Annotated in this window: 30 protein-coding genes; 14 read left to right on the top strand and 16 right to left on the bottom strand. The window is 68.6% G+C overall.

Annotation, left to right across the window (positions count from 1 at the left end; genetic code table 11):
• Positions 1 to 361 precede the first annotated feature (361 nt).
• Positions 362 to 2,614, top strand: a complete 2,253-nt coding sequence (locus tag AC1RM6_RS21520) for a putative bifunctional diguanylate cyclase/phosphodiesterase (protein ID WP_493104975.1) — start codon at positions 362 to 364, stop codon at positions 2,612 to 2,614.
• A gap of 5 nt (positions 2,615 to 2,619) precedes the next feature.
• On the opposite strand, the gene AC1RM6_RS21515 is transcribed toward AC1RM6_RS21520, so the two are convergent.
• From AC1RM6_RS21515 to AC1RM6_RS21505, 3 genes are all read right to left on the bottom strand, one after another.
• A complete protein-coding gene (locus AC1RM6_RS21515) occupies positions 2,620 to 2,808 on the bottom strand; it encodes a helix-turn-helix transcriptional regulator (protein ID WP_493104974.1) in 189 nt (62 codons plus the stop codon).
• 10 nt (positions 2,809 to 2,818) lie between these two features.
• Positions 2,819 to 3,199 carry a hypothetical protein gene (locus AC1RM6_RS21510; RefSeq protein WP_493104972.1) on the bottom strand — a complete coding sequence of 127 codons (381 nt, stop codon included), beginning with the start codon at positions 3,197 to 3,199 and terminating at the stop codon, positions 2,819 to 2,821.
• Positions 3,200 to 3,462: 263 nt separating this feature from the next.
• Positions 3,463 to 4,323 carry an NAD(P)H-binding protein gene (locus AC1RM6_RS21505; RefSeq protein ID WP_493104971.1) on the bottom strand — a complete coding sequence of 287 codons (861 nt, stop codon included), beginning with the start codon at positions 4,321 to 4,323 and terminating at the stop codon, positions 3,463 to 3,465.
• 82 nt (positions 4,324 to 4,405) lie between these two features.
• Here AC1RM6_RS21505 and AC1RM6_RS21500 point away from each other — a divergent pair, with 82 nt between their 5' ends.
• Both AC1RM6_RS21500 and AC1RM6_RS21495 read left to right on the top strand, forming a co-directional pair.
• On the top strand, positions 4,406 to 4,819 hold the full coding sequence (locus tag AC1RM6_RS21500; protein ID WP_493104969.1) for a winged helix-turn-helix transcriptional regulator: 414 nt from the start codon (positions 4,406 to 4,408) through the stop codon (positions 4,817 to 4,819).
• Between the two features lie 212 nt (positions 4,820 to 5,031).
• A complete protein-coding gene (locus AC1RM6_RS21495) occupies positions 5,032 to 5,736 on the top strand; it encodes an EI24 domain-containing protein (RefSeq protein WP_493104967.1) in 705 nt (234 codons plus the stop codon).
• Here the strand turns inward: AC1RM6_RS21495 and AC1RM6_RS21490 are convergent.
• Positions 5,723 to 6,664 (bottom strand): SAM hydrolase/SAM-dependent halogenase family protein, encoded by a 942-nt coding sequence (locus AC1RM6_RS21490; protein WP_493104965.1) that lies wholly within the window; start codon positions 6,662 to 6,664, stop codon positions 5,723 to 5,725. The two genes, AC1RM6_RS21495 and AC1RM6_RS21490, sit on opposite strands and share 14 nt — an antisense overlap.
• Before the next feature lie 122 nt (positions 6,665 to 6,786).
• Here AC1RM6_RS21490 and AC1RM6_RS21485 point away from each other — a divergent pair, with 122 nt between their 5' ends.
• Positions 6,787 to 7,773: an alpha/beta hydrolase gene (locus AC1RM6_RS21485; protein ID WP_493104963.1), complete on the top strand. Its 987-nt coding sequence runs from the start codon at positions 6,787 to 6,789 to the stop codon at positions 7,771 to 7,773.
• Between the two features lie 12 nt (positions 7,774 to 7,785).
• Here AC1RM6_RS21485 and AC1RM6_RS21480 read toward each other — a convergent pair whose 3' ends face one another.
• Positions 7,786 to 11,121, bottom strand: a complete 3,336-nt coding sequence (locus AC1RM6_RS21480; RefSeq protein ID WP_493104961.1) for a glycosyl hydrolase — start codon at positions 11,119 to 11,121, stop codon at positions 7,786 to 7,788.
• A 302-nt stretch (positions 11,122 to 11,423) separates the two neighbouring features.
• On the opposite strand from AC1RM6_RS21480, the gene AC1RM6_RS21475 reads away from it, so the two are divergent.
• On the top strand, positions 11,424 to 12,377 hold the full coding sequence (locus AC1RM6_RS21475) for a DMT family transporter (protein WP_493104959.1): 954 nt from the start codon (positions 11,424 to 11,426) through the stop codon (positions 12,375 to 12,377).
• Positions 12,378 to 12,554: 177 nt separating this feature from the next.
• Here AC1RM6_RS21475 and AC1RM6_RS21470 read toward each other — a convergent pair whose 3' ends face one another.
• The gene (locus AC1RM6_RS21470) at positions 12,555 to 12,815 is read right to left on the bottom strand and encodes a hypothetical protein (protein ID WP_493104957.1); all 261 of its coding nucleotides are present in this window, start codon (positions 12,813 to 12,815) and stop codon (positions 12,555 to 12,557) included.
• A 7-nt stretch (positions 12,816 to 12,822) separates the two neighbouring features.
• Positions 12,823 to 13,437, bottom strand: a complete 615-nt coding sequence (locus AC1RM6_RS21465) for a TetR/AcrR family transcriptional regulator (protein WP_493104956.1) — start codon at positions 13,435 to 13,437, stop codon at positions 12,823 to 12,825.
• Between the two features lie 96 nt (positions 13,438 to 13,533).
• Here AC1RM6_RS21465 and AC1RM6_RS21460 point away from each other — a divergent pair, with 96 nt between their 5' ends.
• The 3 genes from AC1RM6_RS21460 (at position 13,534) to AC1RM6_RS21450 (ending at position 15,241) form a co-directional block, all read left to right on the top strand.
• A complete protein-coding gene (locus tag AC1RM6_RS21460) occupies positions 13,534 to 14,025 on the top strand; it encodes a hypothetical protein (RefSeq protein WP_493104954.1) in 492 nt (163 codons plus the stop codon).
• A gap of 295 nt (positions 14,026 to 14,320) precedes the next feature.
• Positions 14,321 to 14,851, top strand: a complete 531-nt coding sequence (locus AC1RM6_RS21455) for a CAP domain-containing protein (RefSeq protein ID WP_493104953.1) — start codon at positions 14,321 to 14,323, stop codon at positions 14,849 to 14,851.
• 42 nt (positions 14,852 to 14,893) lie between these two features.
• Positions 14,894 to 15,241, top strand: coding sequence for a response regulator (locus tag AC1RM6_RS21450; RefSeq protein WP_493104951.1), 348 nt, complete (start codon positions 14,894 to 14,896; stop codon positions 15,239 to 15,241).
• Between the two features lie 236 nt (positions 15,242 to 15,477).
• On the opposite strand, the gene AC1RM6_RS21445 is transcribed toward AC1RM6_RS21450, so the two are convergent.
• Positions 15,478 to 16,965 (bottom strand): amidohydrolase family protein, encoded by a 1,488-nt coding sequence (locus tag AC1RM6_RS21445; RefSeq protein WP_493104949.1) that lies wholly within the window; start codon positions 16,963 to 16,965, stop codon positions 15,478 to 15,480.
• Positions 16,966 to 17,119: 154 nt separating this feature from the next.
• Between AC1RM6_RS21445 and AC1RM6_RS21440 the strand changes: the two genes are divergently transcribed.
• The 4 genes from AC1RM6_RS21440 (at position 17,120) to AC1RM6_RS21425 (ending at position 19,507) form a co-directional block, all read left to right on the top strand.
• Positions 17,120 to 17,386, top strand: coding sequence for a PadR family transcriptional regulator (locus AC1RM6_RS21440; protein ID WP_493104947.1), 267 nt, complete (start codon positions 17,120 to 17,122; stop codon positions 17,384 to 17,386).
• Entirely contained in the window at positions 17,383 to 18,003 is a 621-nt protein-coding gene (locus AC1RM6_RS21435) for a hypothetical protein (RefSeq protein WP_493104945.1), read from the top strand. The genes AC1RM6_RS21440 and AC1RM6_RS21435 overlap by 4 nt, the downstream gene beginning before the upstream one ends.
• Positions 18,004 to 18,049: 46 nt before the next feature.
• Positions 18,050 to 18,568 (top strand): hypothetical protein, encoded by a 519-nt coding sequence (locus AC1RM6_RS21430; protein ID WP_493104943.1) that lies wholly within the window; start codon positions 18,050 to 18,052, stop codon positions 18,566 to 18,568.
• 237 nt (positions 18,569 to 18,805) lie between these two features.
• Positions 18,806 to 19,507 (top strand): HAD family hydrolase, encoded by a 702-nt coding sequence (locus AC1RM6_RS21425; protein WP_493104942.1) that lies wholly within the window; start codon positions 18,806 to 18,808, stop codon positions 19,505 to 19,507.
• A gap of 41 nt (positions 19,508 to 19,548) precedes the next feature.
• Here AC1RM6_RS21425 and AC1RM6_RS21420 read toward each other — a convergent pair whose 3' ends face one another.
• The 3 genes from AC1RM6_RS21420 to fdxA form a co-directional block, all read right to left on the bottom strand.
• Complete coding sequence (locus tag AC1RM6_RS21420) at positions 19,549 to 19,914, bottom strand: helix-turn-helix domain-containing protein (protein WP_493104941.1); 366 nt, start codon at positions 19,912 to 19,914, stop codon at positions 19,549 to 19,551.
• A 20-nt stretch (positions 19,915 to 19,934) separates the two neighbouring features.
• Positions 19,935 to 20,237, bottom strand: coding sequence for a type II toxin-antitoxin system HigB family toxin (locus tag AC1RM6_RS21415; RefSeq protein WP_493104939.1), 303 nt, complete (start codon positions 20,235 to 20,237; stop codon positions 19,935 to 19,937).
• A gap of 140 nt (positions 20,238 to 20,377) precedes the next feature.
• On the bottom strand, positions 20,378 to 20,728 hold the full coding sequence (gene fdxA, locus AC1RM6_RS21410) for a ferredoxin FdxA (RefSeq protein WP_493104937.1): 351 nt from the start codon (positions 20,726 to 20,728) through the stop codon (positions 20,378 to 20,380).
• Positions 20,729 to 20,817: 89 nt separating this feature from the next.
• On the opposite strand from fdxA, the gene AC1RM6_RS21405 reads away from it, so the two are divergent.
• On the top strand, positions 20,818 to 21,708 hold the full coding sequence (locus tag AC1RM6_RS21405; RefSeq protein ID WP_493104935.1) for a LysR substrate-binding domain-containing protein: 891 nt from the start codon (positions 20,818 to 20,820) through the stop codon (positions 21,706 to 21,708).
• A gap of 92 nt (positions 21,709 to 21,800) precedes the next feature.
• Positions 21,801 to 22,073, top strand: a complete 273-nt coding sequence (locus tag AC1RM6_RS21400; RefSeq protein WP_493104934.1) for a hypothetical protein — start codon at positions 21,801 to 21,803, stop codon at positions 22,071 to 22,073.
• Here AC1RM6_RS21400 and AC1RM6_RS21395 read toward each other — a convergent pair.
• The 5 genes from AC1RM6_RS21395 to AC1RM6_RS21375 all read right to left on the bottom strand — a co-directional run bounded on the left by AC1RM6_RS21395 (position 22,070) and on the right by AC1RM6_RS21375 (position 26,728).
• Positions 22,070 to 22,984 carry a sigma-70 family RNA polymerase sigma factor gene (locus AC1RM6_RS21395; RefSeq protein ID WP_493104932.1) on the bottom strand — a complete coding sequence of 305 codons (915 nt, stop codon included), beginning with the start codon at positions 22,982 to 22,984 and terminating at the stop codon, positions 22,070 to 22,072. The genes AC1RM6_RS21400 and AC1RM6_RS21395 overlap by 4 nt on opposite strands.
• Positions 22,984 to 23,403: a hypothetical protein gene (locus AC1RM6_RS21390; protein ID WP_493104930.1), complete on the bottom strand. Its 420-nt coding sequence runs from the start codon at positions 23,401 to 23,403 to the stop codon at positions 22,984 to 22,986. The genes AC1RM6_RS21395 and AC1RM6_RS21390 overlap by 1 nt, the downstream gene beginning before the upstream one ends.
• Positions 23,400 to 24,161 carry an SDR family oxidoreductase gene (locus tag AC1RM6_RS21385; protein ID WP_493104929.1) on the bottom strand — a complete coding sequence of 254 codons (762 nt, stop codon included), beginning with the start codon at positions 24,159 to 24,161 and terminating at the stop codon, positions 23,400 to 23,402. Before AC1RM6_RS21385 ends, AC1RM6_RS21390 begins: the two co-directional genes overlap by 4 nt.
• Positions 24,162 to 24,422: 261 nt before the next feature.
• Positions 24,423 to 25,433 carry an AraC family transcriptional regulator gene (locus AC1RM6_RS21380; protein ID WP_493104928.1) on the bottom strand — a complete coding sequence of 337 codons (1,011 nt, stop codon included), beginning with the start codon at positions 25,431 to 25,433 and terminating at the stop codon, positions 24,423 to 24,425.
• A complete protein-coding gene (locus AC1RM6_RS21375) occupies positions 25,430 to 26,728 on the bottom strand; it encodes an MFS transporter (protein ID WP_493104926.1) in 1,299 nt (432 codons plus the stop codon). Before AC1RM6_RS21375 ends, AC1RM6_RS21380 begins: the two co-directional genes overlap by 4 nt.
• Between the last annotated feature and the right edge of the window lie 220 nt (positions 26,729 to 26,948).

The raw sequence follows: 26,948 nt of genomic DNA, 5'->3' as shown, positions 1-26,948 counted from the left end.
TTGGTCAGCAACCTCACTCTGGCAGAGCGGCGGTCACTATCCACTCCCCATGGGATCTTGTTGCGGGGTCCATGGCTGGTGCGGCGGGCGCTATGGCGGGATGAAAAGCGGGCTGGGGATGCTGCGCCTGATCCTCAGCGGCGGCCTGCGAGGAGATAGCCATGGACCCCGCAACAAGTGCGGGGCGACGAAGGAAGGGAGACCCCTCGGCGCTCATCGCACCGGGGCCAGCGAAGGCGGATAGCCGCTTATCGACATCTTCCCGCCGCTGGCCGATACAGGAGGCCTTGCGGGGGGTGGTTGCGTGGCGATGGGCGTATCCAGATCCGATTGGCGTTTCGGACCCAAGATCCTGGTGCCGATGACCGGCATCGCGATCGCCGCGATCCTGCTGATGATCTTCGGCCTCTACTGGACGACCAGCCGCAGCAACGCGATTTCGATCGAGCGCCAGGTCCGCACCACCCAGCGCGCCTTCGACGACAGCGTCGCCCGGCTCGCGCTCGAACAGGAAACCGTCGCGGTGTGGGACGAGACCGCGACCCGGCTGAGTCAGCCAGACCCCGACATGGGCTGGATCCACGACAATGTCGGGCTGTGGCTCAACAAGGTGTTCGGCCATGACCGCACCTATATCGTCGACGACCGCGACGCGCCGATCTACGCCAGCATCGACGGACACAGGGCGCCGGCCGCCGGGTTCGAGGCGGTCCGCGCCGATCTGCGCTACATGATCGACGAGGCGCGCGGCCGCCGCCGGACCCCGAGCAACAAGTTCGATCGCCACCCGAACTGGGCGCGGCCGGGGGCCGATGTGCTGACCACCGAGCGCGCGATCCACGACACCGAACTCGCCAGCGTCGCCGGCCGGCCGGCATCGGTCAGCGTGATGCGGATCCGCGCCTCGACCCCCGAGCTCCAGCCGCCGGGGATCGAGCCGCTGATGATCTCGATCCGCTTCCTCGACGGCAGGTTCCTGCAGGAGCTGCAGGACCGCAACCTGATCGAGGGCGCGCGCTTCTCGCGCGACGGCCGCCGCGATCCGGGCGAACGGGCGCTGCCGCTCGACAGCGAGCGCCACGACCGGATCGGCTATCTGGTGTGGCAGCCCGAACAGCCGGGCAGCCGGATCATGATGGTGCTGGCGCCGATCACCACGCTGATGATCCTGGCGATGGTGACGCTGATGGGCGGGTTGCTGTGGTGGCTGCGACGATCGACCGACGAGCTGCGCGACACGCTGGTCCAGCTGCGCGCGAGCGAGGCGCAGGCCCAGCATCTGGCCTATCACGACACCCTCACCGGCCTGCCCAACCGCGCGCTGTTCAACGAGCGGCTCGACCATGCGCTCGCCGCGATCGGGGATGGGTCGGGCGGGGATCGGCAGATCGCGCTGCTGATGCTCGATCTCGACCGCTTCAAGAACGTCAACGACACGCTCGGCCATCTGATCGGCGACGGGCTGATCCGCCAGTTCGGGGCGCGGATCGCCGCACTGCTGGACGACGGCGACATCGTCGCGCGGTTGGGCGGCGACGAGTTCGCGGTGCTGCTGACCGGGATCGCCGGCCGGGCCGAGGCCGAGCTGGCCTGCGCGCGCATCCTCAAGGCGGTGCGCAGCCCGTTCCAGATCCTCGGCAGCGCGGTGTTCGCGCGCGCCAGCATCGGCTTCGTCTGCGCGCCCGAGGCGGGCCGCGACCGCATGGAGCTGATCCGCCGCGCCGACATCGCGCTCTACCGCGCCAAGGCCGAGGGGCGCGACGGCTTCCGGATGTTCCGCGCCGACATGGACGAGCATGTCCAGTTCCAGAATGCGATCGAGGAGGATCTGCGCGCGGCGCTGGGCGGCAGCGAGCAGCTCTGCGTGCTCTACCAGCCCGAGATGAACCCCGACGGCGTCACCATCGTCGGGCTCGAGGCACTGGTGCGCTGGCAGCATCCCGAGCGCGGGCCGATCCCGCCCGACCAGTTCATCCCGATCGCCGAGGATAGCGGCCAGATCTCGCTGCTCGGCGAATGGGTGCTGCTGCAGGCGTGCCGGGTGGCGCGCCGCTGGCCGCATCTGTTCGTCGCGGTCAACCTGTCGCCGGCGCAGTTCCACGGCGCGAACATCGTCGACCGGCTCGCCGCGATCGTCCGCGCGGCGGGGGTGAGCCCGTCGCAGATCGAGCTCGAGGTCACCGAGGGGGTGCTGCTCGAACAGGACGATCTGGTCCAGGCGGTGATGAGCGGGCTGCGCGCGGCGGGGTTCCGGATCGCGCTCGACGATTTCGGCACCGGCTATTCGTCGCTGAGCTATCTGCGCCGCTTCGCGGTCGACAAGATCAAGATCGACCGATCGTTCGTCGAGCAGATCGGCCATGAGGTCGACTCCGCCTCGCTGATCGAGGCGCTGGTGCGGATCGGCGAGACGATGGGACTGACGGTCACCGCCGAAGGGGTCGAGACCGAGGCGCAGCGGCGCTATCTGGTCGAGGTCGGCTGCCACCAGATGCAGGGTTTCCTGTTCTCCGAGGCGCTCGCCGAGGCCGACCTGCCGGCGCTGCTCGGCGGGCAGGGGACGGTGCACGAGACGATCGCCGCCCTGCCCCGGCCGACCGCCACCGGGCGATGACGCCGTCAGGGAATGAAGATATCCTCGATCCGCAGCCCGAACAGCGCGGCGATGGTGAAGGCCAGCGGCAGGCTGGGATCGTAGCGGCCATTTTCGATCGCATTGACCGTCTGGCGCGACACCGACAGCGCGTCGGCGAGATTGCCCTGGCTCCAGTCGCGGGCGAGGCGCAGTTCCTTGAGCCGGTTGTTCATTCCCGGGCCGTTATCGGTAGCGGCGCTGGGCGACGACCATGCCGAAGCCCCACAAGGTGCACATGATCGGCCAGACCGAGAAGGCGCGCAGATGCGGAAGCCCCGCCCCCTCGGCGAAACCCCAGCCGAAGGTGATCAGCGCCGTGCCGAGAAAGGACAGCGCGATCGCGTCATATTGGATGCGACGCTGCATCTCGTCCATCCGCCACAGCCCGCGCAGGATCGCCCAGGCGGCCGCCACCGCACCGATCATCGGGGTGAGGTTGATCGCCAGCTTGAGCAGCCCCTCGGGCCGTATCGCACGCTCGACCGCGTTCGCGCCGACCAGCAGCACCCCATAGAGGATCATCGCGCCGCCCAATTCGATCACATATTGCCTGGGTTTGAACATCACCGCCTCCTGTAAAGCTTCTTTTACAGGAGGCGGTGACAAGTGTAAAGCATGCTTTCCAACATATGGGGAGGATGGGCCGCCGCTCGCATGGGTAAACTTGCCCTACCCCGTCATCCCGGATTTAATCCGGGATCTCACTTCTTCTTCCGCCCACCAGAGGCAAAGAGATTCCGGGTCAAGCCCGGAATGACGAAGGAGGGGAAAGTCCCAAATCAGCGCCTATGGGCGCAGGACCGGGGCGGCGACGTCAGCTTTCCTCCTTACCCCAGCATCGCCGTCACCGCGCCGGCCAGCGATCCGGTCGGCCGGCCGAGCAGCCCCGACAATGTCCGGCCATCGTCGAACAGCGCGCCGCCGGCCGCGCCGACGTCCCAGCTCGCGAGCGCCGCGGCGAGGCTGTCGGGGAGCCCGGCGGCGGCGAGGGCAGCGGCATAGTCGGCTTCGGCGAGGTTGCGATAGGGGATGTCGCGGCCGGTCTGGCGCGACAGCTCGGCGGCGAGGTCGGCGAGGGTGAAGGCGGTGTCGCCGGCCAGTTCATGGGTCCGGCCGGCATGATCCTCGCCGGTCAGCGCGATCGCCGCCGCCTCGGCATAGTCGGCGCGCGGCGCCGCCGAGATCCGCCCCTCCCCCGAACTGCCGATCAGCGTACCGGCGGCGAGCGCTCCGGCGATCGGGCCGGCATAATTCTCGCTGTACCAGCCGTTGCGCAGCAGCGTCACCGCCAGCCCCGACGCCGCCAGCGCATCCTCGGTCGCGCGATGCTCGACCGCGAGGCCGAGCGGCGAGCGATCGGCATGGAGCAGGCTGGTATAGACGATCCGCCGCACCCCTGCCGCCTTCGCCGCCGCGATCACCGCTCCGTGCTGCGCGATCCGCTGGCCGACCTCGCTCGACGAGATCAGCAGCAGCGTGTCGACCCCGTCGAGCGCCGGCGCGAGCGACGCGGGCACGGCATAGTCGAACGCACGCACCGCGACACCGAGGTCCGCCGCCTTTTCGGGTGAGCGCGCCAGCGCGACGATCCGTTCGGCGGGAACCCGGCGCGCGAGCGCTGCGATGACGAGGCGGCCGAGCTGGCCGGTGGCGCCGGTGACGGCGATGATCGGGGTGGATGCGGTCATGGTGGCGATGTCCTTCGCGGTTGATGCCGACCTCAACTAAGCGTCTTGCTTATTTTTCGTAAGTACATACATATTTGTTAGTATGGAAAAAAGCTCCGAACCCGTCGCCACCCTGTCCGAAAAGCTGGCGCGCGGCGACCTGATGGCGGCGGCCTGCCCGTCGCGCGAGATATTGAAACATGTCACCAGCCGCTGGGGGGTGCTGGTGCTGATCGCGCTCGAAGCGCGCACGCTGCGGTTCGGCGAGCTGCGCCGCGCGATCGACGGGGTCAGCGAACGGATGCTGGCGCAGACGCTGCAATGGCTCGAACAGGACGGGATGGTCGACCGGCACGCTCTGGCGATCGTGCCGCCGCATGTCGACTATAGCCTGACCCCGCTCGGCCGCGAGGCCGCCGAGAAGGTGCGGCTGCTCGCCGACTGGATCGAGACGAGCATGCCGCGGATCGCGGCGGCGTGGGAGGCGCATGGGGTCGTGGCCGAAATGGCGGACTGAACCAACCGCTGAGGTTCTGACTAGTCTTCCCGTTCGTGTCGAGCGCAGTCGAGACACGTTGCGCTAGTGGCACGTGTCTCGACTGCGCTCGACACGAACGGATCAGGAGTTTCAGCCTTGGATATGTCAGGTAGCACCGAATGTCGGCACCGGCGTTGTGGCGCGCGCCCATGCGGTCCGGAACCCGTCTCTCCACCAGCCGTAGAGCGCACATGATCGCGAGCCTCTTCCTCTCCATCGGCGACCTCGCCGACCGGCGCATCCTCGGGGTCCTCGTGCAGTCGCTGCTCGTCACCCTGCTGATCTTCGTCGCGGCGGGCATCGGCATCGGCTGGCTGCTCGACGGCAGCGACCCGTGCAGCCTGGTCGGCGCGGACGCCTGCGAACTCGGCGCCTCGACGAGCGGTCTCGGCGCGGTGGCGCTGACCCTGCTGGCGATGTGGCTGCTGTTCCCAGCGATCGCGCTCGGGGTTATCGGCGCGTTCGTCGAGCGGATCAGCACGGTGATCGAGGCGCGCCATTACCCCGTCGCCGCGGCGCGGGCACGATCGGGGGGGATTGTCGAGGGGCTGCTGCTCGGGCTGCGATCGGCGGGCCGGGTGCTGCTCTACAATCTGATCGCGCTGCCGCTCTACATCCTGCTGCTGGTCACCGGGGTCGGCACCCCGATCGCCTTCATGATCGTCAACGGCATCGCCTTCGGCGCCGACCTCGGCGAGATGGTCGCGTCGCGCCATGGCGACCGCGCGAGCCGCCGCACCTGGATGCGCGGATCACGCGGCGGCCGGATGCTGATCGGCACCGCGGTGACCGCGCTGTTCCTGGTGCCGTTCGTCAACCTGCTGGCGCCGATGCTCGGCGCGGCGATGATGACGCATTTCTACCATCGCCGTCGAGACGCGATCACGGCCGGCTGACCCGCACCGTCCAGCCGCTGCCCGATCCGATATGTCGGTCGGCGGCATAATTGCCCATGTTGAGCGCCAGCGACAGGTTGAACAGGCTGTTGATATAGACCAGCGGCTGGCCCTCGGGGACGAAGCCGAACGACTGGGCATAGGGTGCGACGACCGTGTCGACCGGCTTGCCGTCGTGGAATATCTCGACCTTGAGCCTGTCGCCGGGCTTCGCGCCGAGCTGGTCGAACAGCGTCTGCGGGATGTTGGTCCAGACATTGCCATATTGGATGTCGAGCGCGGGGATGTCGCCCTTGAGCACGTCGCCCTCGCGCACCGGCTGCTGGTGGGGCAAGCGCACCAGTTTCTCGATGGGGACGGTCGGGCCGACCTGTTCGAAGTTTATCACCCCTGCCGCCAGCCGGGCGCCGGTATAGCCGAACACGTCGCGGCCGTGGAAGGTGTTGCTCTTTTCCGAACCCGGCAGCCGGTTGACATGCTCGTCGATCCTCCGCGCCTCGACGATGGTCTCGACCTCGTCGATCAGGGTGATCAGGCCGTTGTCGGGCAGGATATAGATATGGCCGGCGCGGGTCTTCACCCCGATCGACAGCCGGCTGGTGCCGACGCCGGGATCGACCACGCCGACGAACACCGTCCCCTTCGGCCAGTAAGGCGCGACCTGATAGAGGCGATAGGCGCCGGCCCAGATGTCGCCGGCCGGAATCTCATGGGTGAGGTCGGAGATCAGCAGTTTCTGCGAGACACCGTAGGCGACCCCCTTCACCTCCGACACCGCCCCGTCGCGCAGCCCGAAATCGGTCATCAGCACCAGCGGCACCGGCTCGGCCACCGGCCGCGGCGGCTGTGCCGACACGCTGGTAGCCGGCGTGGCCGCCAGTGCCAGCAGCGCGGCGAGCATCAGGGTGGTGACCGGCTTGTTCGTCATCGGCGCGCGCTTTCTTCGAGGGAATATCGCCCGGTTCTAGCCGGCTCCGGCGCGATTGAAAGCCGGATTGGCTACGCCCTGCGATCCTGCCTATCATCGCCGCATAACGAGAGAGGATGATCATGAGCGAAGATCCGGCCGCCGGCCTCATCATAGCGTCGCGCACCATCGGCGCCCCGACCACGGTCAGCCCCGAGGCACAGGCGATCCTCGCCCGGCCGAGCCCGTTCGGCAGCAGCGGCGGCGAGCCCGATCCGGGCGACAAGGCCGGCTGGGAAGACCATATCGCCGAGCGCAACGCGATGCTCACCGCGATGATGGCATCGCGGCTCTCCCCCGACACCGCGCCCATCGTCTCCGAACATCGGCTCTCGCACGCCACCCTCTACGAGATCGCGCCGCGCCAGCCGGTGCCGGCGGACAAGGCGCTGCTCTATATCCATGGCGGCGGCTTCACGATGGGGCACGGGATCGCCGCGGCCTATGCCGGGTTCGGGCTCGCCGGGCTGACCGGGCTCCGGACCTGGTCGATCGACTATCGCATGCCGCCGCACGCCCCCTTCCCCGCCGGGCTCGACGACGCGGTCGAGGCGTACCGCTTCCTGCTCGACCGGCACGCCGCGCAGGACATCGTCGTCTATGGCCCGTCGGCCGGGGCCGGGCTCGCCGCGTCCTGCCTGCTCAAGGCGCGCGACCAGGGGCTGGCGATGCCCGCCGCCTGCGTGCTGCATTCGCCCGAGGCCGACCTGACCGAATCCGGCGACAGTTTCGAGACCAATATGGGGGTCGATCCGGTGCTGACCGGGCGGCTGACCAAGTCGATCGCGCTCTATGCCGGTGGCAATGACCTGAAGCACCCCTATCTCTCGCCCTTGTTCGGCGACTTCGCCAAGGGCTTCCCGCCGACCCTGCTGACCTCGGGCACGCGCGACCTGTTCCTGTCGAACACCGTGCTGATGCACCGCGCGCTCAAGCGCGCCGGGGTGCCGGCCGAACTGAGCATCTGGGAGGCGATGGGGCATGGCGGCTTCTACGGCGCCGCGCCCGAGGACCATGAACTGCTCGCCGAACAGGCGCAGTTCCTGCGGCGGCATCTCGGGCTGGCTTGAGCGGCCTGCCGGTCAGCGCGAGCGCGCCACGATCGTCACCGGCCCGATCAGCCCCGACGGCCTGAGCGGCGCCTTCGCCATATAGGTCGGCAGATAGACCTGGGCGACCTTGGCGGCGCCCGGCTGCTTGTCGCCGATCAGCCGGTTGACCCACAGATTGGCGACCCGCACCTCGACGCGGTTGCGCCCGCGCCGCGCCAGCGCGCCGATGTCGATCCGGTAGGGCGCCTTCCACGCGATCCCGGCGACCCGGCCATTGACCCGGACCTCGGCGACGTCGCCGACCTTGCCGAGATCGAGCCACAGCGAGGCCCCCTTCGCCGGCGCCTTCGCCAGGGTGAAGTCGCTCGCATAGCTGGCGAGACCTGAGAAATAGCGGATGCCGGGATCGGCCTGGTCGGTCAGCGAGGCGAGTTTTTCGAGCCGGGTGCCGGCGGGCGCGCCGCGGCCGGGCTGGAAGGCGACATCCCACGGTCCGGCGAGGGTGGTCAGCACGGTCTCGACCGGCCGGGCGATCGTCCGCGCCGGCGCGGTCGCCGGGGTGCGGAACAGCACGAACAGCGACTCCCCTGCCCGCAGGTCGAGCGGAACGATCGTGGCATCGCCGTCGATCCGGTAGGACGCGGGTTCGGCGGTGCCGCTGTCGGCGTACCAGAACTCGGCGGCCTTGCCGCTGACCGCGAAGCGCGCCTCGACCGCTTCGGCCCGCCCGCTGCGGTTCGCCACATAATAGAGATCGCCGTCGCCGGTGCGGCGGTGGACGAACGCGATGTCGCGGCCGTCGGCGCGCGGCGTGTCGAAATCGGGGGCGATGCCGCGCGCGGCCAGCGCGGCCTCGATGCCCTTGCCGGGGACGATCCTGCCGGCGCCCCAGAGCCGCTTGACCAACGCATCATATTCGGCGCGGTCGTCGGCGAGGCCCGGCGATCCGGTCGGGGCATCGCCGACGATCAGCGCACCGCCATCGGCCAGCGCCGCGACCTTGCGCAGCGTCGCCAGCGTCATCAGCCGGCTGGTGCCGCCGAGATAGAGCGCGCGATAGCGGGCGCCGCCGGGGCTGACGAGATCGCCCTTCTCGCCGGTCAGCGCGCCGAGCATCGCCGCGCTGACGAAGTCATAGGCGTAACGGGTCGGCACCTCGGCGGGATAGCCGGCATCGGCCTGGACCCCGATCGGCGCCTCCTCGCCATAGAAGAAAGCGACGTCGGCGACGTTGCGCCCCTGTTCGAGCATCAGGCTGTTGCGCGCGATATAGTCGATCCACGGCTTGGCCATCTCGGCCCAGGTCTCGTGCCGGTTGAGATATTGGCCGAACGCCGACAGGGTCAGCCCGGGCTGCTTGTCCTCGAGCGGCTGGTGGACGACGCTGTGCAGGAACGGCCGGTTGATGCCGTTGGCGAATTCGGCGTCGATCATCGGCTGGAGATCGCCCGGGGCATGCGCCCAGGGGTTGAGCACCGAGGTCAGCGATTCCGCCGCGACATAGGGCCGGCCATAAAAATGCGCGACCGAGGCCGCGCCGCGCATGTCGGCGACCAGCGCCGATCCGGGTTTCCGGCCGAACGCCCACATCGCCGCCATCGGCACATCGGCATGGCTGCGCATGTCGAGATCGTCGCCGAGGGTCGAGATGAAGCGATTGCCCTCGAGCGACTCGCCATAGACGGTCAGCCCCTGCGCGCGCGCCGCCTTCGCCACCGTCGCATAATGTTCGCTGGTGGTGAGATCGGCGAGGGTGCGGCGATAATCGTAGAGGAAGGCGTCCGACCGGCTGCGCGATCCGACGATCGTGCCGGTGAGCGCGGGCAGCCAGGGCAGCGGGTCATAGCCGCGCAAGCGGCGGAACTGCTCGCGCAGCGCCGGGGTCCAGTTCGACGGGCCGACCTCGGTGCTGTCGGTGACCAGGGTGGTCAGCCCGCGCCGCCCGAACAGATCGGCGCCGACCGTGTCGCGGTACATCGTGAAATAATGGTCGAGATAGCGGCCGACCGCCGCCGCATCATATTTGTCGACCTCGAGCCCGGTCGATTCCGCGGTCGCCGGCGCATTGGCCTTGCCGGTCAGCGAATAGCCGAGCCGCAGCACCCGCCAGCGCCCCGCCGGCGGGGTCCAGTCGAGATGGCCGGCGGCGTCCATCCGGCCGGTCAGATCGACGACATCGCCCGGCGCGACCCCGGCGGCATCGTCTCCGACACTCGCATCGAGCGCATAATAGTCGTTGGCGAGGATGAACCCGGCCTTCTGTTCGAACGCATTGACCCGCGCCTCGCCCGACAGGCGCAGCGCGACCAGCCGCGGCTCGGCGGTGCTGGCGCCGCCGATGCTGCCCATCGCGCTGAGATCGGCGCCCGGGGTCACCGCATAGGAGGAGGTGTCGGGGCGCGGGCCGCGGGCGAAGACGATGCGGAAATGGCGGGCGGTGACGGGGGCGAAGCTCGCCGTGGTCGGCAGCATCGTCAGCTTGATGTCGGCGACCTTGCGCCACGTCTGGCCATCGTCGCTCGCCTCGATCCGCGGCGCCAGCGGCCCGGCGAAGGAGCGCTGCGGCAGGTCGGCGATGTGGAGGGCGAGCGACCGGACCGTCTGCGGCCGGCCATAATCGAATGTCATCGTCCCGGCCTTGCCCGTCGGCAGCGCGATGCCGCCATGCGCCTGGCCCTCGGCGCGGCCGTCGAACAGCGCCGCGGCATCGATCGCGGCGCCGTTGACCGTCACCGCGGCCGGCGGCGCGAGCGGTACGGCATTGGGCTGGCGCCAGGCGAGCAGGACGGTGTCGCGGTAGAGATCGGGGCCCTGGAAGCCATGTTCGGGCGGCCGCGCGATCGCCTGATAGGGGCCGGCGACCGCGGGCGGCAGCGGCAAAATGCCGGTGAAGCGCCGGCCGCCCGCGACGACGGTCTCGCTCCACACCAGCTTCTTCATCCCGTCCTCGGGCTTCACCCAGGGGCCACCGGTCTCGCTCCAGCCCGGCGAGGCGGCGATGCCATATTCGAGGCCGAGCGCATCGGCACGCCCGACCGCGAAGCGGAAGGCATGTTTCCATTCGGGCGACATATAGACGATGCGCCGGTCGACGACCTGCGGGGTGGCGAGCGCGGCGTCGAAATTCTGGACCCCGGCGACCCCGATCCGCTTGAGCCAGGCGAGGTCGCGGGCGATCCCGTCCTCGCTGATGTTGCCGTCGACCCAATGCCACCAAACCCGCGGCCGCGCCGCCTGCGGCGGATCGCGAAAGGCGGCGGCGAGCGGATCGCCGGCCTGCGGATCGGCCCCCGGCCGCCCCTGCGCCGCGGCCGCCACCGCGACCAGCGCGCCCCCCATCGCCAACGCCGTCCGCCATGCCCTCACGCGACCATCCTCCCATTATCTGTTCACTTGTTGCACTATATGGAATTTGAACCGGTTCGCAAGGGTGGGACTGGGGGCGATATGCGCCTCACTGACGCGTCGCCCCGCACCTGTTGCGGGGTCCATGGCTGGTGCGTCAGCCACTATCCTCGGACGGAGGCGAGCCGGTCATGTTGCGTTTCGATCCTCGGCGATGGCCTGCGCGGCAATAGCCATGGATCTCGGCACAAGGCCGGGGCGACGAAAGGGAAGGAAGCTCCACCCCGTTTGACAAGCGTCCCACCATCCCCGAAACCCGGGCGATGACACCGGGTGACCACAGGCCCAATCCCCAGGCGGCGACCGTCGGGCTGCTGATCGGCCTTGCCGGCTTCGCGGTGCTCTCGTGCGGCGATGCGATCACCAAATCCACGGTCGACGAATGGCCGGCGAGCGCGATCGCGACGATGCGCTTCCTGTTCGGGGCGATCGGGCTCGGGGTCGTGCTGCGATGGCGCGAGGGGCCGGGCGCGCTCGCGATCGCCCAGCCCGGGTTGCAGGCGCTGCGCGGGCTGACGCTGGCGATCGCCAGCTTCGCGATCTTCATGGCGTTCCACGCGATGCCGCTCGCCAACGCCACCTCGATCCAGTTCGCCAACCCGGCGATCACCGCGATCCTGTCGGCGCTGCTGCTGGGCGACCGTGCGCCGCGATCGACCTGGATCGCCTCAGGGGTCGCCTTTGCCGGGGTGCTGGTGATCCTGCGCCCCGATGCCGGCGACATGGGCTGGGCGGCGGGCTGGCCACTGCTGTCGGCGTTCGGCATGGCCAGCCTGATGCTGCTCAACCGGCGTGCGGCGGCGACCGGATCGCCGCTCAAGGCGCAATATGCGGTCGCGCTGTTCGCCACCCCGATCGCCGCCGGCTTCGCGATCGCCGGCCATCTGAGCCGCTGGCCGCCGATGCATGTCGCGGTCCCCGATTGGACGGTGATCGCGCGCTGCGCGCTGATCGCCGCGATCGCGACCAGCGGCCATATGCTGATCTATCTGGCGACGCTGCGCGCGAGCGCGGCGACGGTCGCGCCGACCATGTATGTCCAGTTGCTGGTCGCGCTGCTGCTCGGCGCGCTGATCTTCGGCGACCGCCCCGATCCGGTCGCGCTGAGCGGCGCGGCGCTGATCGTCGCCAGCGGCCTCGGCCTGTTCGCGAGCCAGCGGCGTCGCACCGGCCCGACGCGGGTCGAACTATCGGCCGATCCGGAGATCCCGGCCTGACGCCAGCGGGCTCAAATGACCGTCGCCCCGGCGGAGGCCGGGGCCGCGCAAGACTCCTGCCATGAGCCTCGAGTAACGAGATAGCTCTTCATCGATTCTCCCGCTTCACCCTTTGCACCTCTGCCTTGCGCGGCCCCGGCCTCCGCCGGGGCGACGATGCGCGATACGCCCATCCCCTCATGCCGGCTCCTTCACCAGCTCGGCGATCTCGAAATCATAGCGCACCCAGCCGCGCATGACCGCGGCCTCGGCGGTCGCGGTGCGTTTCTTCTTCGCCTCGGCGAGCGACTGCTCATGGCCCCAGAAGACCTCGGTCTTGCCGTTGGCGAGCACCGCGACGATCCGCCAATAATGGGTGAAGGGGGTCGCGGTCGGGCCGATCGTCTTGACGTAGCCGTCGGCCATCGTCGCGGTCAGCCGATATTTCTTCCTCGCCATGCGATCGTCACGCCTGGTCTTCGCGAGCCGGACCATCGGCGAGCGGCCGGTCGCCGCGGGCGCGCAGATCCTTGAGCAGCACCTGTACCGCCCAGCCGCAGGCGCGCGCGATCCGAGCGCCGTCGAGCCCCCAATGGTCGCGCATCTCGAGCCAGGGGGTGGTGTGGAGCACCTGGACCATCGCGGTCGCGAGCAGCCGGTCGTCTTCGGGCAGATCCTTGACCGCATCGGCGAGCGCCGCGCCATAGGCATCGACGCGGCGCTGGCGCTGCGACAGCCGCACCTGCCGCCCCTGCGGGGTCGAGCGCAGCAGCGTCGCCAGATCGGCGACCTCGTCGAAACCCTGGTAGATCGCCGGCATCGTCGCCAGCAGATCGGCCTCGCTCGCCGGGAAGCTCACCTTCGGCCCCGCCATCTCGGTGACCCGGGCCCAGACCGCCTGCATCAGCGCCTCGCGATCGGGGAAGTAACGATAGACGGTGCGCCGGCCGATCCCGGCGCGCTCGGCGACCCGGTCATGGTTGATGTCGTCGCCGGCGGCGAGCAGCGCGAGCAGCGCGTCGACGATGCGGTTACGGACATCGTCCTTGCGGGTTTCCCGGGTCGGGGTCTCGGCGTTCATGATCGGCTGGTAGAAAGTGGCACAAACTATGTCAAATCTATATTGACACTTTTTGTGCCACATATCATTTCGGCGGCGAATGAGGAGAATCACCCGATGCTGTTCCACGTCTCGATCGCCGCCGACGATCCCCGCCATGTCGCCGGGGTGATGGCCGAGTTCATCGGCGGCGCCGCCCTGCCCTTTCCGCCGGTGTCCGACGATGGCTGGATCGCGCTGTCCGACGACGAATATCGCACCGCGATCGAGGTCTATCCGGCGGGCACGCTGCTGCGCGAGGCCCCGGGCGACGCCGACGCCTATGGCGCGCTGGGCGGCCGCGACCGGTTCAGCCCCACCCATGCCGCGGTCGGCACCACGCTCGGCTACAAGGCGGTGCTGGCGATCGCCGCGCGCGAAGGCTGGGCCGCCAAATATCGCAAGCGCGGCGGCATGTTCGGGGTGATCGAGCTGTGGATCGAGGGCCGGCAGATGATCGAGATCCTCACCCCCGAGATGCAGGCCGAATATCGCGCGACGACGACGATCGACCATTGGCGGCGGATGCTCGCGGCGGGGCCGGTCGGGGAATCCGTCACGGAGACATGAAAGCCACTGCGATTCTTTTCGCCATTCGACGTAGCAGTATTATCTAAAATAAAACTCCGCGCCGATTGCTAAACGACGTAAATAATTTCTAATATAATTTAAAACATATTTGAACTTAATCTTGCATCGAGGGTTAGGTGAGCAAGACGTTTCCCGTCAGGAACGAATTGAGCCGGAAATCGATGGACAGCAGGCGACTATATCGCCGCGATAATGTCCGCTTCTCGACCGGCGCGAACCGAACGCAGTGGCATTTCGACATGCGGCCTGCCCCTCGAACCTATCGGACATGCACATGCAACGGTCCCCGTCACGCGCCATCGGCAGCCTGCTGGCTGCGCCGATCCTCGCCCTCATGCTCCTCGGCAATGCTGCGGCGCCCAATGACCTGCCCGCCCGCACGCTTTCGGTCCAGAATGCCGAGCGCGCGAAGCTGGGGGTCGCCGGTCTCAAATGGGACGCGGCACTGGCCCGCGACGCCGCGGGCTGGGCCGAGCATCTGGCGGTGCTCGGCCATCTCGAACATTCGGTCGACGACGCCGCCGACACCGATCCCGAAGGCGAAAATCTGTGGGCGGGGACCGCGGGCCAATATTCGGTCGAGGCGATGTCGCAATATTGGGCCGACGAACGCCGCTTCTACAAGCATGGCGTCTTTCCCGACAGCAGCACCACCGGCAATCTCGAAGATGTCGGCCATTATACCCAGATGGTCTGGCGTTCGAGCACCAGGATCGGCTGTGCGCTGGTCAGCGGCAAGACCGACGACTTCTTCGTCTGCCGCTATGGCGAAGGCGGCAACGTCATGGGCGAGAAGCCGTACTGAATCCGTATTTTTTCAAGTAGCGTAACCGAGTCAGGACATAGCATGCACATTTTATGCGTCGACGACGAAGCTTTGGTCCGCATGGTCACCAGCGACATGCTGCGCGATCTCGGCCATCGGGTCAGCGAGGCCGCCAGCGGCACCCAGGCGCTCGACCGCCTTGGCCAGATGGACGACGCGATCGACCTGCTGATCACCGATATCGGCATGCCCGGGCTCGACGGCCTGCGCCTCGCCGAGATCGCACGGGTGACGCGCCCCGATCTGCGCGTCATCTATTTCTCGGGCTATGCGCTGGTCGAACCGCATGCCGATGCCAACAGCCTGCGCTTGGACAAGCCCTGCTCGCTCGGCGCGCTCGACGCGGCGGTCGCCAAGATGATGCACTGATGCGGGGGCATATCCGAACTGATCGAACCGTGGGTCGAGGGATGTCGAATGATCGAGATTGCTAACCGAGGTCAGGGCAACCGGATTTAAACTTCCGTCATGCTGAACTTGTTTCAGCATCCACCGTGCGACAAGGGGCCGTTCCCGAGTGGAGGAGTGGATGCTGAAACAAGTTCAGCATGACGAAAGTGGTGATTTCGGTCGCCCCATATCAATGTCGCGCGACGGAAACTTCATCAATATTGCCCATACCGTCCGCGCACCGACGCCAGCAGCTTCGCGCTGTCATAGCCGATCCCGTCCTTGAAGACGATCTCGACATTCTGAATGTCGGCGATCGTCTTCGACGGGTCGCCTTTGATCACCACCAGGTCGGCCTGCTTGCCCGGCGCGATCGATCCGATGCGGTCGGCGAGGCCGAGATAGGTCGCGCCGTTGAGGGTGGCGATGCGGATCGCCTGTTCAGGCGCGAAGCCCGCCTCGACCAGCAGTTCGATGCCGTGGAGATCGCCGAAGCCCGGGATCACCTGGCCGCCACCGGTCGGATCGGGGCCGGCGATCAGCAGCCCACCGGCGGCGACGAAGGCGCGCTCCATCGCCAGTTCGTTCGCCCACATCTTCGCCATCGTCGCGATCCGTTCGGGCTTGCGGGCGAGGTTGAGGGTGCGCAGGTAGAAATAATCGGTGCGCGCCTCGGGGCTCATCACCTCGAGGATGCGCGGCGGCAGCGTGCGGTAGCCGGGCGATGCGCCCTCGAACACCGGCAGGGTCGAGGTCACCGCGACCTTGCGGCGCACCAGCAGGTCGATCAGCGCCTTGGCTTGCGGGCTCGCCGGGTCCATCGCCAGCAGGGTCGGCTCGCCGCCGCTCTTCGGGCAGCGATCGGCGGCCTTGCCGGGATCGAGCTGGGTGTTGACCCAGAAACCATGTTCGAGATCGTCGATCCCGGCCTCGGCGGCCTCGGGATAGGTCACCGAGCAGAGATGGCCGGTGATCTTCAATCCGCGTTTATGCGCGGCGTCGGCGGCGGCCTTCAGCTCGGCGCGGCTGATGTTCATATAGGCCTTGAACGAGGTCACCCCCTGGTCGGCCCAGAAGTCGACCGTCCGCCGCGCATCCTCGGGTCCGTCGAGCTGGTGCATCTGGATGAAGATGCTGTCCTTGCCCTCGAGATAGGGGCCGGTCACGTCGATATGCGGACCGACCAGTTCGCCGGCGTCGATCACCCGCTTCACATTGAGGTCGGTATAGGGCTCGACGCTGCCGGTGGTGCGCATCGTCGTCACGCCATTGGCGAGATAGAGCCGCGGCGACGAGAAGGTCATCTGCGGGACCAGCGGGGTCGGGTCCTCGAAATGGCCGCTGGCATCGGCATTGGGCCGCTGGATGTAATACATATGGTCGTGCATGCCGACGATGCCCGGCATCACCGTCTGCCCGCTGAGGTCGACGACGGTGACCCCGGCCGGTAGCGGATCCCCGCCCGCCTGGACCGCGACGATCCTGGCGCCGTCGAGGATGATCGTGCGATCGGCCTGCGCCGGCGCGCCGGTGCCGTCGATCAGCCGGACATGGGCGAGCGCGATCCGGCCCGCGGGCACCCGCACGAACGGCCGGACCGCGGGCCCGGGCGCCACCGGCGGCGCGAGGATCGGCGCGGCGCCGGCCGTGCCGCCAGCAAGCGCCAGCAGCGACGCCGCCATGATGTTCCACAACCGCCGCATGCCGCTTCCTCCCCTGTGACCTGGCGAGGATCGGGCCTGCACGCGGTCAAGGCAATGGGGATATTCGTCTCGCGTCCGACCAGCTTGACTCACAACTCTACATATGTTGCTTTAAGCTATGACCGGTAGCCGACGACCATCGAAACAGATGCTCATGCTCCTCGAAGCCCTGTCCGCGCAGGCGCAAATCTGGCGTCACGGCTATGAGCTGATGAAGCAGACCGGGCTGCTGTCGGGCACGCTCTACCCGCTGCTGATGCGGATGACCGACCAGGGTCTGGTCGAGGCCGAGTGGCGCGAACCCGTGCAGCCCGGCCGCCCCGCGCGTCATGCCTATCGGCTGACCGCCGATGGCCTCGCGCTCGCGCGGGCAGTGACCGATCATGGCCCCCTGCCCGCCGCCAGGATCTCGCCGGCATGACCGCCGCCGTCGCCCGGGCGGTGATGGCGCTGGCGGTCTGCTCGCTGGGCGAGCATCGTCGCGAATGGGCGCTGGCGATGCAGGCCGAATATGCGGCGGCGGCCAAGGATGGCCGGCCGATGGCGTTCGCGATCGGTTGCCTGGTCGGGGCGTGGCGCGACATGCCGGCCGATCCGCGGGGGCGGTTCGGGTTGGCGAACCATGCGCTTGCGATCCTGCTGATCGTGCCGGTGGCGGCGCTGCTGATCGCGGCCGCGATCGGCCTCCCCGCGCCCGACCCGGCGCAGGGCCTGCGGGCGGGGGGAGCGGTGCATAATCCGCTCGTCACCGACGCCAACCGCTCGGCGATGCCGTCGCTGACCGGCCTGTTGCTGCTGCTCGGCATCGGCCATCTGCGCATGGCCTGGGCGATGCTCGAGCGCGACTGGGCGCGGATCGCCACGACCGGCGCGGCGAACGCCGCGGCGACCGCGACCTTGATCATTGTCACGACGGTGCTGTTCCTCGACGACAGCCGCGCGATCCTGCAGGCGGCGGCGCTGGCGATCGAGTTGGCGGCGGTCGCGGGACTGGCATGGTGGCATCGCCGGTTGTCGTCGCAGTTCTCCCCCTTCTGATGGTTCGGCCCCCCTTCCCAAGGCGCCGCAACGGCAAGGAGCGATCATGGATCGAATACGGCGTCCTTCCCGTCCGGTGATCGGCGCCAGCGCGCTGACCGCGCTCATCCTGCTGTCGGGATGCGAAGCCCCGCATCGTCCGCCGCCGCCGCTGCTCAGGTTCGAGGGGCTGCCGGTGCGCGGCAGCCTCGACGACGCGCTGAAGGCCGGCTTCACCCGCTGCCTCGGCGAGACGGACTCGATGCGGTGTCGGCGGCAGGGGGTGATGCTCGCCGGCCAGGGCCCGTACAGCGCCGCGGTCGACCTGGTGGGCAGCGACGGCGGCGGCGGCTTCGACCGGCTGACGCTGTGGAACGACAACGACCAATATGCGGTCCAGACCGCCGGCGACGCGCTGGCGAAACAGGGCTGGAAATATTGCTTCACCGGCAGCGGCACCAAGGGCGACCAGGCGATCTACACCCTCGACGGCGCGCCGGTCAGGATCGCGATCGACCTGAGCTATTGGGGGAAAAGGCGGCTGCGCATCTTCCCCGAGACCCACCCCGACAAGCCGCATTGCTGATCTGCGCCGGTGCCAAGTTCGCGGCCTAACCCAATTTCGTCATTCCGGCGGAGGCCGGAATCTCGTGAGGATCTGGCGCGCCCGTGCCTCCCGAGATCCCGGGCGATGCCTGTCCTCGGACGGGGCGGAGCCCCGACCCGGGGGCCGGGATGACGGGCGAGGTCGGCGCCCAGGGGCCATTTGCACCCGCATATTTTATGCGTGGCCGATCGCTGCCGCCGATGCAAAACAGGCGCCATGACGATCCGCCTGATCTGCCTCGATGCCGACGACACGCTCTGGCACAATATGCGCCATTTCAACGCGACCGAGGATGCGCTGCTCGAGATGCTGCGCCCGTTCGCCGATGCCGGGGTGGCGCGGGCGACGCTCGAAGCCTGCGAGGCGCGCAACCTGCCGCTCTACGGCTATGGCGCCAAGGGCTTCACCTTGTCGATGATCGAGACCGCGGTCGAACTGTGCGGCGACGCGCTGACCGCGCCGACCGTCGCCGGGCTGCTCGCAGCGGGACGATCACTGCTCGCGCATCCGGTCGAGCTGTTCGACGGGATCGAGGCCGCGCTCGACGCGCTCGCCGATCGCGGCCGGCTGATCCTCGTCACCAAGGGCGACCTGCTCCACCAGGAGGCGAAGCTGGCGGCATCGGGGCTCGGCGACCGCTTCGCGGGGGTCGAGATCGTCAGCGACAAGACCGCCGCCACCTTCCACCGGCTGTTCGACCGATATGGCGTCCGGGCCAACGAGGCGATCATGGCCGGCGATTCGATGCGATCGGACATATTGCCCGCGCTCGCGGCCGGCGCCTGGGCGGCCTATATCCCGCAGGACGGCGCCTGGAGCCACGAACAGGCCGGCGCGCCCGACGGCAGCGACCGCTACGCCCGGCTGGCCAGCCTGTCCGAACTGCCGGGGCTGATCGATCGGATCAACGGCGGGTGAACGCCCTGTCGTGATGCGCTCGGCGAGGATGGTCGTATCGATCAGGCGTCCAGCGCATATTCCTGCACCAGTATCTTTGCCGGCACATGCCACGCGGTCGAGATCTTGCGGATCATGCGGAGTGTCAGCGGCCGCTTGCGGCCGAGGATTTCGGTCGCACGCGACTGGCCGACGAGGGTCGCGAAATCGGCGCGGCTATAGCCGTTCATCTCCATCGCCGCTTTGATCGCGGTCACCGGATCGAGCGGCTCGATCGGCCAGCGCTGCTGCTCATAGGCCTCGACGAGCGTGACCAGGACATCGAGCCGATCGCCGGCCTCGGTCCCTTCCTCGCTGCCCCAAAGCGCCTCGATCTGGCGAAGCGCCGCTTCATGATCCTCATCGGTCTTGATCGGACGAATGTGCATATGACCAGCTTCCTGCATGGCTAGAACAGGCTCACGGTCAAAGCGTCGATCCTGTCATATTCGGCATGAGTGCCGAGAAACTTGATGAAGGCGATCGATCGATTCCAGTCGAAAGCCACCACCATTCGATAATCGCCGCCTGCCACCTCGAACCTTACCCGCTCGCCGTTGAGCGATTTCGCCTTCGAAAAATCGGATACGGCATGAAGGGGATTCTGCCACGACGCCGCCTGAGCGACCTCGTGCCAGTGTCGCAACGACGGCTCCGTTTCCGGATGCCTGTTCCAGAAGTCGACCAGTCTGTTCCTGGCGATGATCCTCATCACGCCTCGATAGCATTTCCCATTATGGGAAACAAGATACACCCCTGCGCGGCGAGTTCATCCCGGCGATATTCCGGAAGGGTTCAATCCGATAAGCCAGGCCTCGTGCTGAGCATGAACGGGCGGCGCGATCGGCAGCTTCACGCGCTCTTCGCCAGCGGCGGCGCGAGATTCTCGGCGAAATAGGCCTCATATTTGTTCGGGACGTCGCGATAGGCGTCGGCGTCGGCGGGCGCCGGCTTGCGGCGGTCGATATTGGGCCAGATCTCGGCATATTCGGCGTTGAGCGCGAGCCATTTTTCGAGCCCCAGCTGGGTATCCGACCGGATCGCGTCGGCCGGGCATTCGGGCTCGCATATCCCGCAATCGATGCAGGCGGTCGGATCGATCACCAGCATATTCTCGCCCTCGTAGAAGCAATCGACCGGGCAGGCCGCCACGCAGTCGGTATATTTGCAGCGGATGCAGGCATCGGTGACGACATAGGTCATGGGGCACGTCCTTCGCTTCGATCGCGACGGGCCTAGGATCGACGATAAAATCTGTAAAACGGGATTAATGGACGATATATATCCATTTTATGGATATAAGGTTCAGCCTCCGCCAGATCGAACTGTTCGTTGCCATCGCCCGCGAGGGCAGCGTCTCGGCGGCCGCCGCCGCGCTCGGCATGTCGCAATCGGCGGCGAGCACCGCGCTCGGCGAACTCGAGGGCCGTTATCGCTGCGCGCTGTTCGACCGGATCGGCAAGAGGCTGCGGCTGAGCGAGACCGGCCACAGGCTGCTGCCGGCGGCGGTGGCGACGATCGACCAGGCGCTGGCGGCCGACGCGCTGCTGCGCGGGCATGCCGGCCCGGGGCCGATCCGGATCGGCGCGACCCAGACCGTCGGCGCCTATCTCGCACCGCGGCTGATCGCCGGCTGGCGCCAGCGCCATCCCGACAGCCCGATCGCGCTGACGATCGGCAACACCGCCGAGATCGGCGCGATGGTCGAGCATTTCGCGATCGACCTCGGGCTGGTCGAGGGCGAGCATCGCGCGGCCGATCTGGTCGGCGAGGACTGGATCGAGGACGAACTCGCTGTGATCTGCGCCACCGGGCATCCGCTGGCGGGCCGGGCCGGCGTGACGATCGACGATCTGCTCGCCGAGACCTGGGTGGTGCGCGAGCCGGGATCGGGGACCCGCCAGACGCTCGACCGGGTGATGGCGCGGCACGGCCATCGCTGGGGGATCGCGATCGAACTCCAGCAACCGCAGGCGATCGTCGAGCTGGTCGCGGCCGGCGCGCTGATCGGCTGCGTGTCGCGCCTCGCCGCCGAACCGGCGATCGCGCTCGGCCGGATCGCGGCGATCGATATGCCCGCGATCGATCTCAAGCGCCGGCTGACGATCCTGCGCCACCGCGCGAAACGCCCGACCGTGGCGATGGCGGCGATGCTCGAACTGTGCGTCGGCATGGTGCGCTGAACCGCATCCGATACGCCCCCGAAACGGGCCGATTACCCGCCGTTAACCATTTTGGCGGATGATCCCACCCATAGATATCGGGAGTGGTTTCGATGAGTTTCAGCACGATCGACCCTGGCAGCATCCGCTGGACGCGCGAGGGCATGCGGTTCGCGATCCCGATCGATGGCCAGCGCTTCGATTTCCTCGTCACCGCCGGCGCGCTGGCGACGATGGGCTATCGCGACGCGGCCACGATCAACCATGCCTCGGCCTGGATCATCTTCATGGAATATGAGGCGACGATCGCCGCGGTCGCCTGGCGCTATCTCGACGAGGACGGCCCGAGCCCGATCTGGCTCGGCGTCGCCGAGATGATCCTCTAGATTTCCGCCCCGCTCATCCCCAGCCGCCGCGCGACATGGGCGAGCTTGTCGGGGTTGCGGGTCATGTAGATCGCGGCGATCCGGCCGTCGCCATCGATCGACAACACCGTCGTCTGCAGCAGTCGGCCATGTTCGAGGCTGGCATAGCCCGGCTGGCCGTCGATCCGCATCGGCGCGACCATGCGGAACGCCGCCGCGCCATATTTGTGGGTGAGCCCCGCGAACAGCCGCAGCACCCGGTCGAGGCCGACGATCGGCCTGGGGAAGGCGAACACCTTGCCGCCGCCGTCCGAGCGGATCACGACATCGTCGGCGAGCATCGTCCGCAACGCGGCGAGATCGCCGCTGCGCGACGCCTCGAAAAAGGCCAGAGCGATGCGGTCGCCCTCGACACGGTCGACGATGAAGCGGCTGCGGCTGTCGCGGACATGGCGACGCGCGCGGACCGCGAGTTGGCGAACCGCGGCGGGTTCGCGGTCGAGCGTGCCCGCGACCTCGTCGAGCGGCACCCCGAAAATATCGTGGAGCAGGAACGCCGCGCGCTCGAGCGGGGACAGCCGTTCGAGCGCGAGCATCAGCGTCATGCCGAGGTCGTCGGCCTCGGCGCTGCCGTCGTCCTGCTCGTAGCTGCCCGCCGCCTCGATCAGCGGCTCGGGCAGCCACGAGCCATAATAGCTTTCGCGCCGTACCCGCGCCGATTTCATATGGTCGAGGCACAGCCGGGTGACGATCCGCGACAGATAGGCCGCGGGCGCCGCCACCGCCGCGCGATCGACCGCGTGCCAGCGCAGCCAGGCGCTCTGGACGATGTCGTCGGCCTCGCCGAACGACCCGAGCATGCGATAGGCGAGACGCGCCAGCCGCGGCCGCTGCGCCTCGAAGATCGTCGTCGGATCGTCGGCAACCGCCATCATCCCTCCTCTTGCCGCCGCCCGAAGATCGCCCCCAGCGCCAGCCCCAGAACGAGGATCGCAGGAAGCGTGACCGCGGGGAAGTCCCGCGCGATCGCATCGGTCCCGCAAATGCCGACCGCGACCTCCCAGAGATGGAACAGCGCATGTCCCGCCAGCCAGATCGCCGCCCCGCCCCAGGCGAGCGGGCGGACCGCGGGCCGCGCCGCGCCCGTCAGCATCGCCGCCGCCAGCAGCACGAAGATCAGCCCGATGTCGCGCAGGAAATGCTGGTTGAACGGGCCGGTGCCGGTCACCCCCGGCACCGCGAAATACCAGTTGCCAGGCGAGACCAGCATGAACAGCCCGTTGGCGGCGAAGCCGAGGCCGAGCAGTATGGCGAGGACGGTGCTGCCGCGCTCGACGCCCCGCGCACTCATGCCGCCACCGGCGCGGCCTGGCGCGCGAGCCAGTCGGCAAAGCGGGTCGGCATGATCCGCGCCCCCGCCGCCGGGGTGAGCGAGGCGTCGTCGAGGACGGTGCCGAAATAGAGCGCCTGGCGGTCGGCGACCACCGGACGGGTGTCGCCGGTCGCGCGCATCCAGTCGGTGACCAGTTCGGCCATCGCCCGCTGCTCGGGGCCGGCGACCTCGACGATCGCGCCCGTCGGCGCGGCCAGCGCGGCATCGGCGACCGCCTGCGCGACATCGTCGGAGGCGATCGGCTGGTAGAGCGCGGTCGACAGCCGGACGCCGTCGCCATCGGTGCCCGCCGCGGCGATCGCCCCGGTGAATTCGAAGAACTGGGTCGCCCGCACGATCGTCCACGGCACCGGCGAGGCGGCGATCATGTCTTCCTGGACCAGCTTGGCGCGGAAATAACCGCTCGTCTGGAGCCGTTCGGTGCCGACCACCGACAGCGCGACATGGTGCTTCACGCCCGCTGCGACCTCGGCGGCGAGCAGGTTGCGGCCCGACGCGGTGAAGAAATCCATCACCGCCTGGTCCTCGAACGACGGCGAATTGGCGACATCGACGACCACCTCGGCGCCTTCGAGCGCCGCGGCGAGCCCTTTGCCGGTGACCGTGTCGATACCCGCGGAAGGCGACGCGGCGACCACCGCATGCCCGCCCGCGCGCAACAGCGCGACCGTCTTGCGGCCGATGAGCCCGCTCCCGCCGATGACCACGATCTTCATATGCTTCACTCCCATTGTCCGCCGCGGCGGATGCTGTCGTCGGGAGGAAGACGAGACGGGGTGAACCGGTGTGACATGGGAGATGGCGATTTCTTGAGCCCTCTCGCATTCTTCATGAGAGAGGGCTTAAAGGGGACGGCTTTTTCAACATGAGAAGCCAGGCGGCAACGGAGGCGCAGCCTCCGCAAGCGCGAACGCGCGCCCGAGCTTATTGCGAGGAAGCCAAGGGCAGCGGATGCTGCCCGCCCGGCGTTTGAGGGCTTATAACAATTCCGTCATCCACCCCTGCCAGCGGCGCGTCGCGGTGCGCACGTCGCCTGCGGGCATGTCGCGGACGGTCTGGCGATAGGCGCCGGGGGGATCGCCGGTGGCCTCGGCGAACAGGCGGCTCATATGGCTTTCGCTGGCGAAGCCGAAGCGGTCGGCGAGTTCGGCGAGGCTATCGGCCGATCCGCGTTCGAGCGCGGCGCGCAGCGCATCGATGCGGCGGGCCTGGATCAGGTGGCCGACCCCGCCCTGCCCCTCGAACAGCCGGTAGAGCGCCGAGCGCGAGATGCCGGTCTGGGCACAGATCGTCGCCGCCGACAGCGCACGGTCGGCGAGATGTGCCTCGATATGCTGCTCGATCATCTGGCGGCGGAGGAAATCCTCGCGCCGCGCCGCCGCACCGCGCCGGGTACGCGCGGCCATCGCCCCGCCGAGCAGATCGACCAGCACCCGCGCATAGGTCGGCATCGCGTCGGCGGCGAGATCGGGCGCGCGCCTGGCGAGCGAGGCCAGATAGTCGACCAGCACCAGGGTCGCCGGCGGCCGCAGAACCAGCCCGTGCAGCGTCGCCGGATCGGCGGCGGTGGCGATCAGGTGGCGAGCGACGCTGACCGTGATGAAATGGGCGTCGCGCGATTCGGTGCGGGTCGCGCGGCTGGTGTCGAGCAGCACGACGTCGCAGGCGCGCGCCTTGTCGAAGCCGCTCTCCGCACTGCCCGCCAGTTCGCCCGACAGCACCGCATAGAGCACGAAATGGTCGAAGCCGTCCTGCGCGACGCGGTCGCCCCGGGCATGGACCACCCCCGACAGCCGCCGTTCGAACAGCAGCATGCTGTCCATCCGCCAGCCCTTCACGTCGGCGCGGAACGGCCCCTCGCCGCGCGAGACGTCGGATCCCGCCGCATAGAGCCGGGCATAGGCCGCGAACGCCTCGCCCGGGTCGCGCCCGCGACTGGAGAAAGCGAGATGGTCGTCGGCGTTGGATCCCTGGTCGGGGCTGGTCATGCGCGGTTCCCTGCCATAGCCGCCAGCCGCCGCCAAGGCGTCGCGGCGATCCCGGCCCCCGCGCAGGCGGCGGCCCCCGATATGGCGACGACGATCGCCAGGCCGAGCGCCAGCGCGCCCGCACCGTCACCCGCGTCTTTGGCCAGCGCATCGCTGATCAGCCCGGTGGACAACGGCCCGACGGCATAGCCGACCATCGCCGTGCTCGCGAGGAACAGCGCGTTGGCGGCGCCACGATCGGCTGCGGGCACCATCGGCTGCAACCCGATCAGCCCCGCCGACGCCGCGAAACCGCCACCGATCGTCAGCATCAGCAGCGCCGCGACCGCGGCCAGCAATGTGCCGGCCGCCGCCAGCGTCAGCGCCCCGACAAGCGCCAGCGCCACCCCGCCGATCATCAGCCGCGCCGGCCCGTGCGCGGCGAAATCGGCGCGCGCGGCGATGCGGCCCGCCGACAGATGGCCGATCGGGGCGCCTGCCAGCACGATCGCGCCCGCGAGCATCGCCGCGCCGGCCGGCGCCAGCCCGAACCCGCGGTGGAGGATCGACACCGCCCACGCCCCGCCCGACTGGACGATCACCAGCACCGCCGCGGTCGCGGTGAAATGGCCGGCAAAGGCGCGCGGGTTCCGGGCGAAGCGGGCGAGCGCCCCGCTTAATCCGGGCCGCGCGAAGGCGGCGGCGACCGGCAGGTCGCGTCGGCCGGCGGCGAACAACAGCGTAGCGAGCAGCAGATTGGGCAGGATGAAGGCGAGGCTCACCAGCCGCCAGGGGGCGATGCCGATCTCCGCCGCGAGCGCGTCGGCGAGCAGCAGCAGGGCGCCGCCGATCAGCAGCCCGCCGCTGCGCCCCGACGAGGACCCGGTCGAGAAGACCGAGGTCGCGACCGGCGCCGGCGGACGGCGCGATCCCGCCAGCAGGCCGAGCGCGGCGGGCGCGAACGCCGCCTGGGCGATCCCGAACGCGACCCGCGCGACCAGCAGCCCGGTGAAGCTCGTCGCCAGCGCCCCCGCGATCGCCGCCGCCGACCAGGCGAGGATCGACCAGGCCATGATCCGATAGGGCGAGGCGCGGCCGATCAGCTGCGCCGCGACCAGGGTCGCGATCGCATAGGGGATGATCATCGCCGCGCCGATCAGCAGCCCGATCCGGGCATCGTCGAGCGCGAAGCCCGCCTTGAGCGCGGGGGCGAAGGCCGACGGCAATGCGCGGTCGGCAAACAGACAGAAATGGGCGGCGCCGACGATGAGGATGGTCGGCCAACCCGGCCCCGCGGGCCGATCTTCACGCGTCATTGCACCTCAGTCATAGGCGACCCCGAAAATGCTCGCGCATCCGGGATCGATGGGCTCATCCGCCGCACGGGACATAGCGGATCCCGGCGCGCCACGCTCACCGGCATCCGATATGTCCCATCCCGGGATGGGAGGGCGATAAGGTAAACAATGTTAACGTCTTTCCCGGACATGCTTAATGAAAAATCAATCCTTTGCGCCCTTTTCTGTCCCGGCAAAG

The sequence above is a fragment of the Rhizorhabdus sp. GW822-FHT03C02 genome (genome assembly GCF_058801765.1).
The sequence above is the reverse complement of the archived record's forward strand: the minus strand, read 5'-3'. Positions and strand labels throughout refer to the sequence as shown.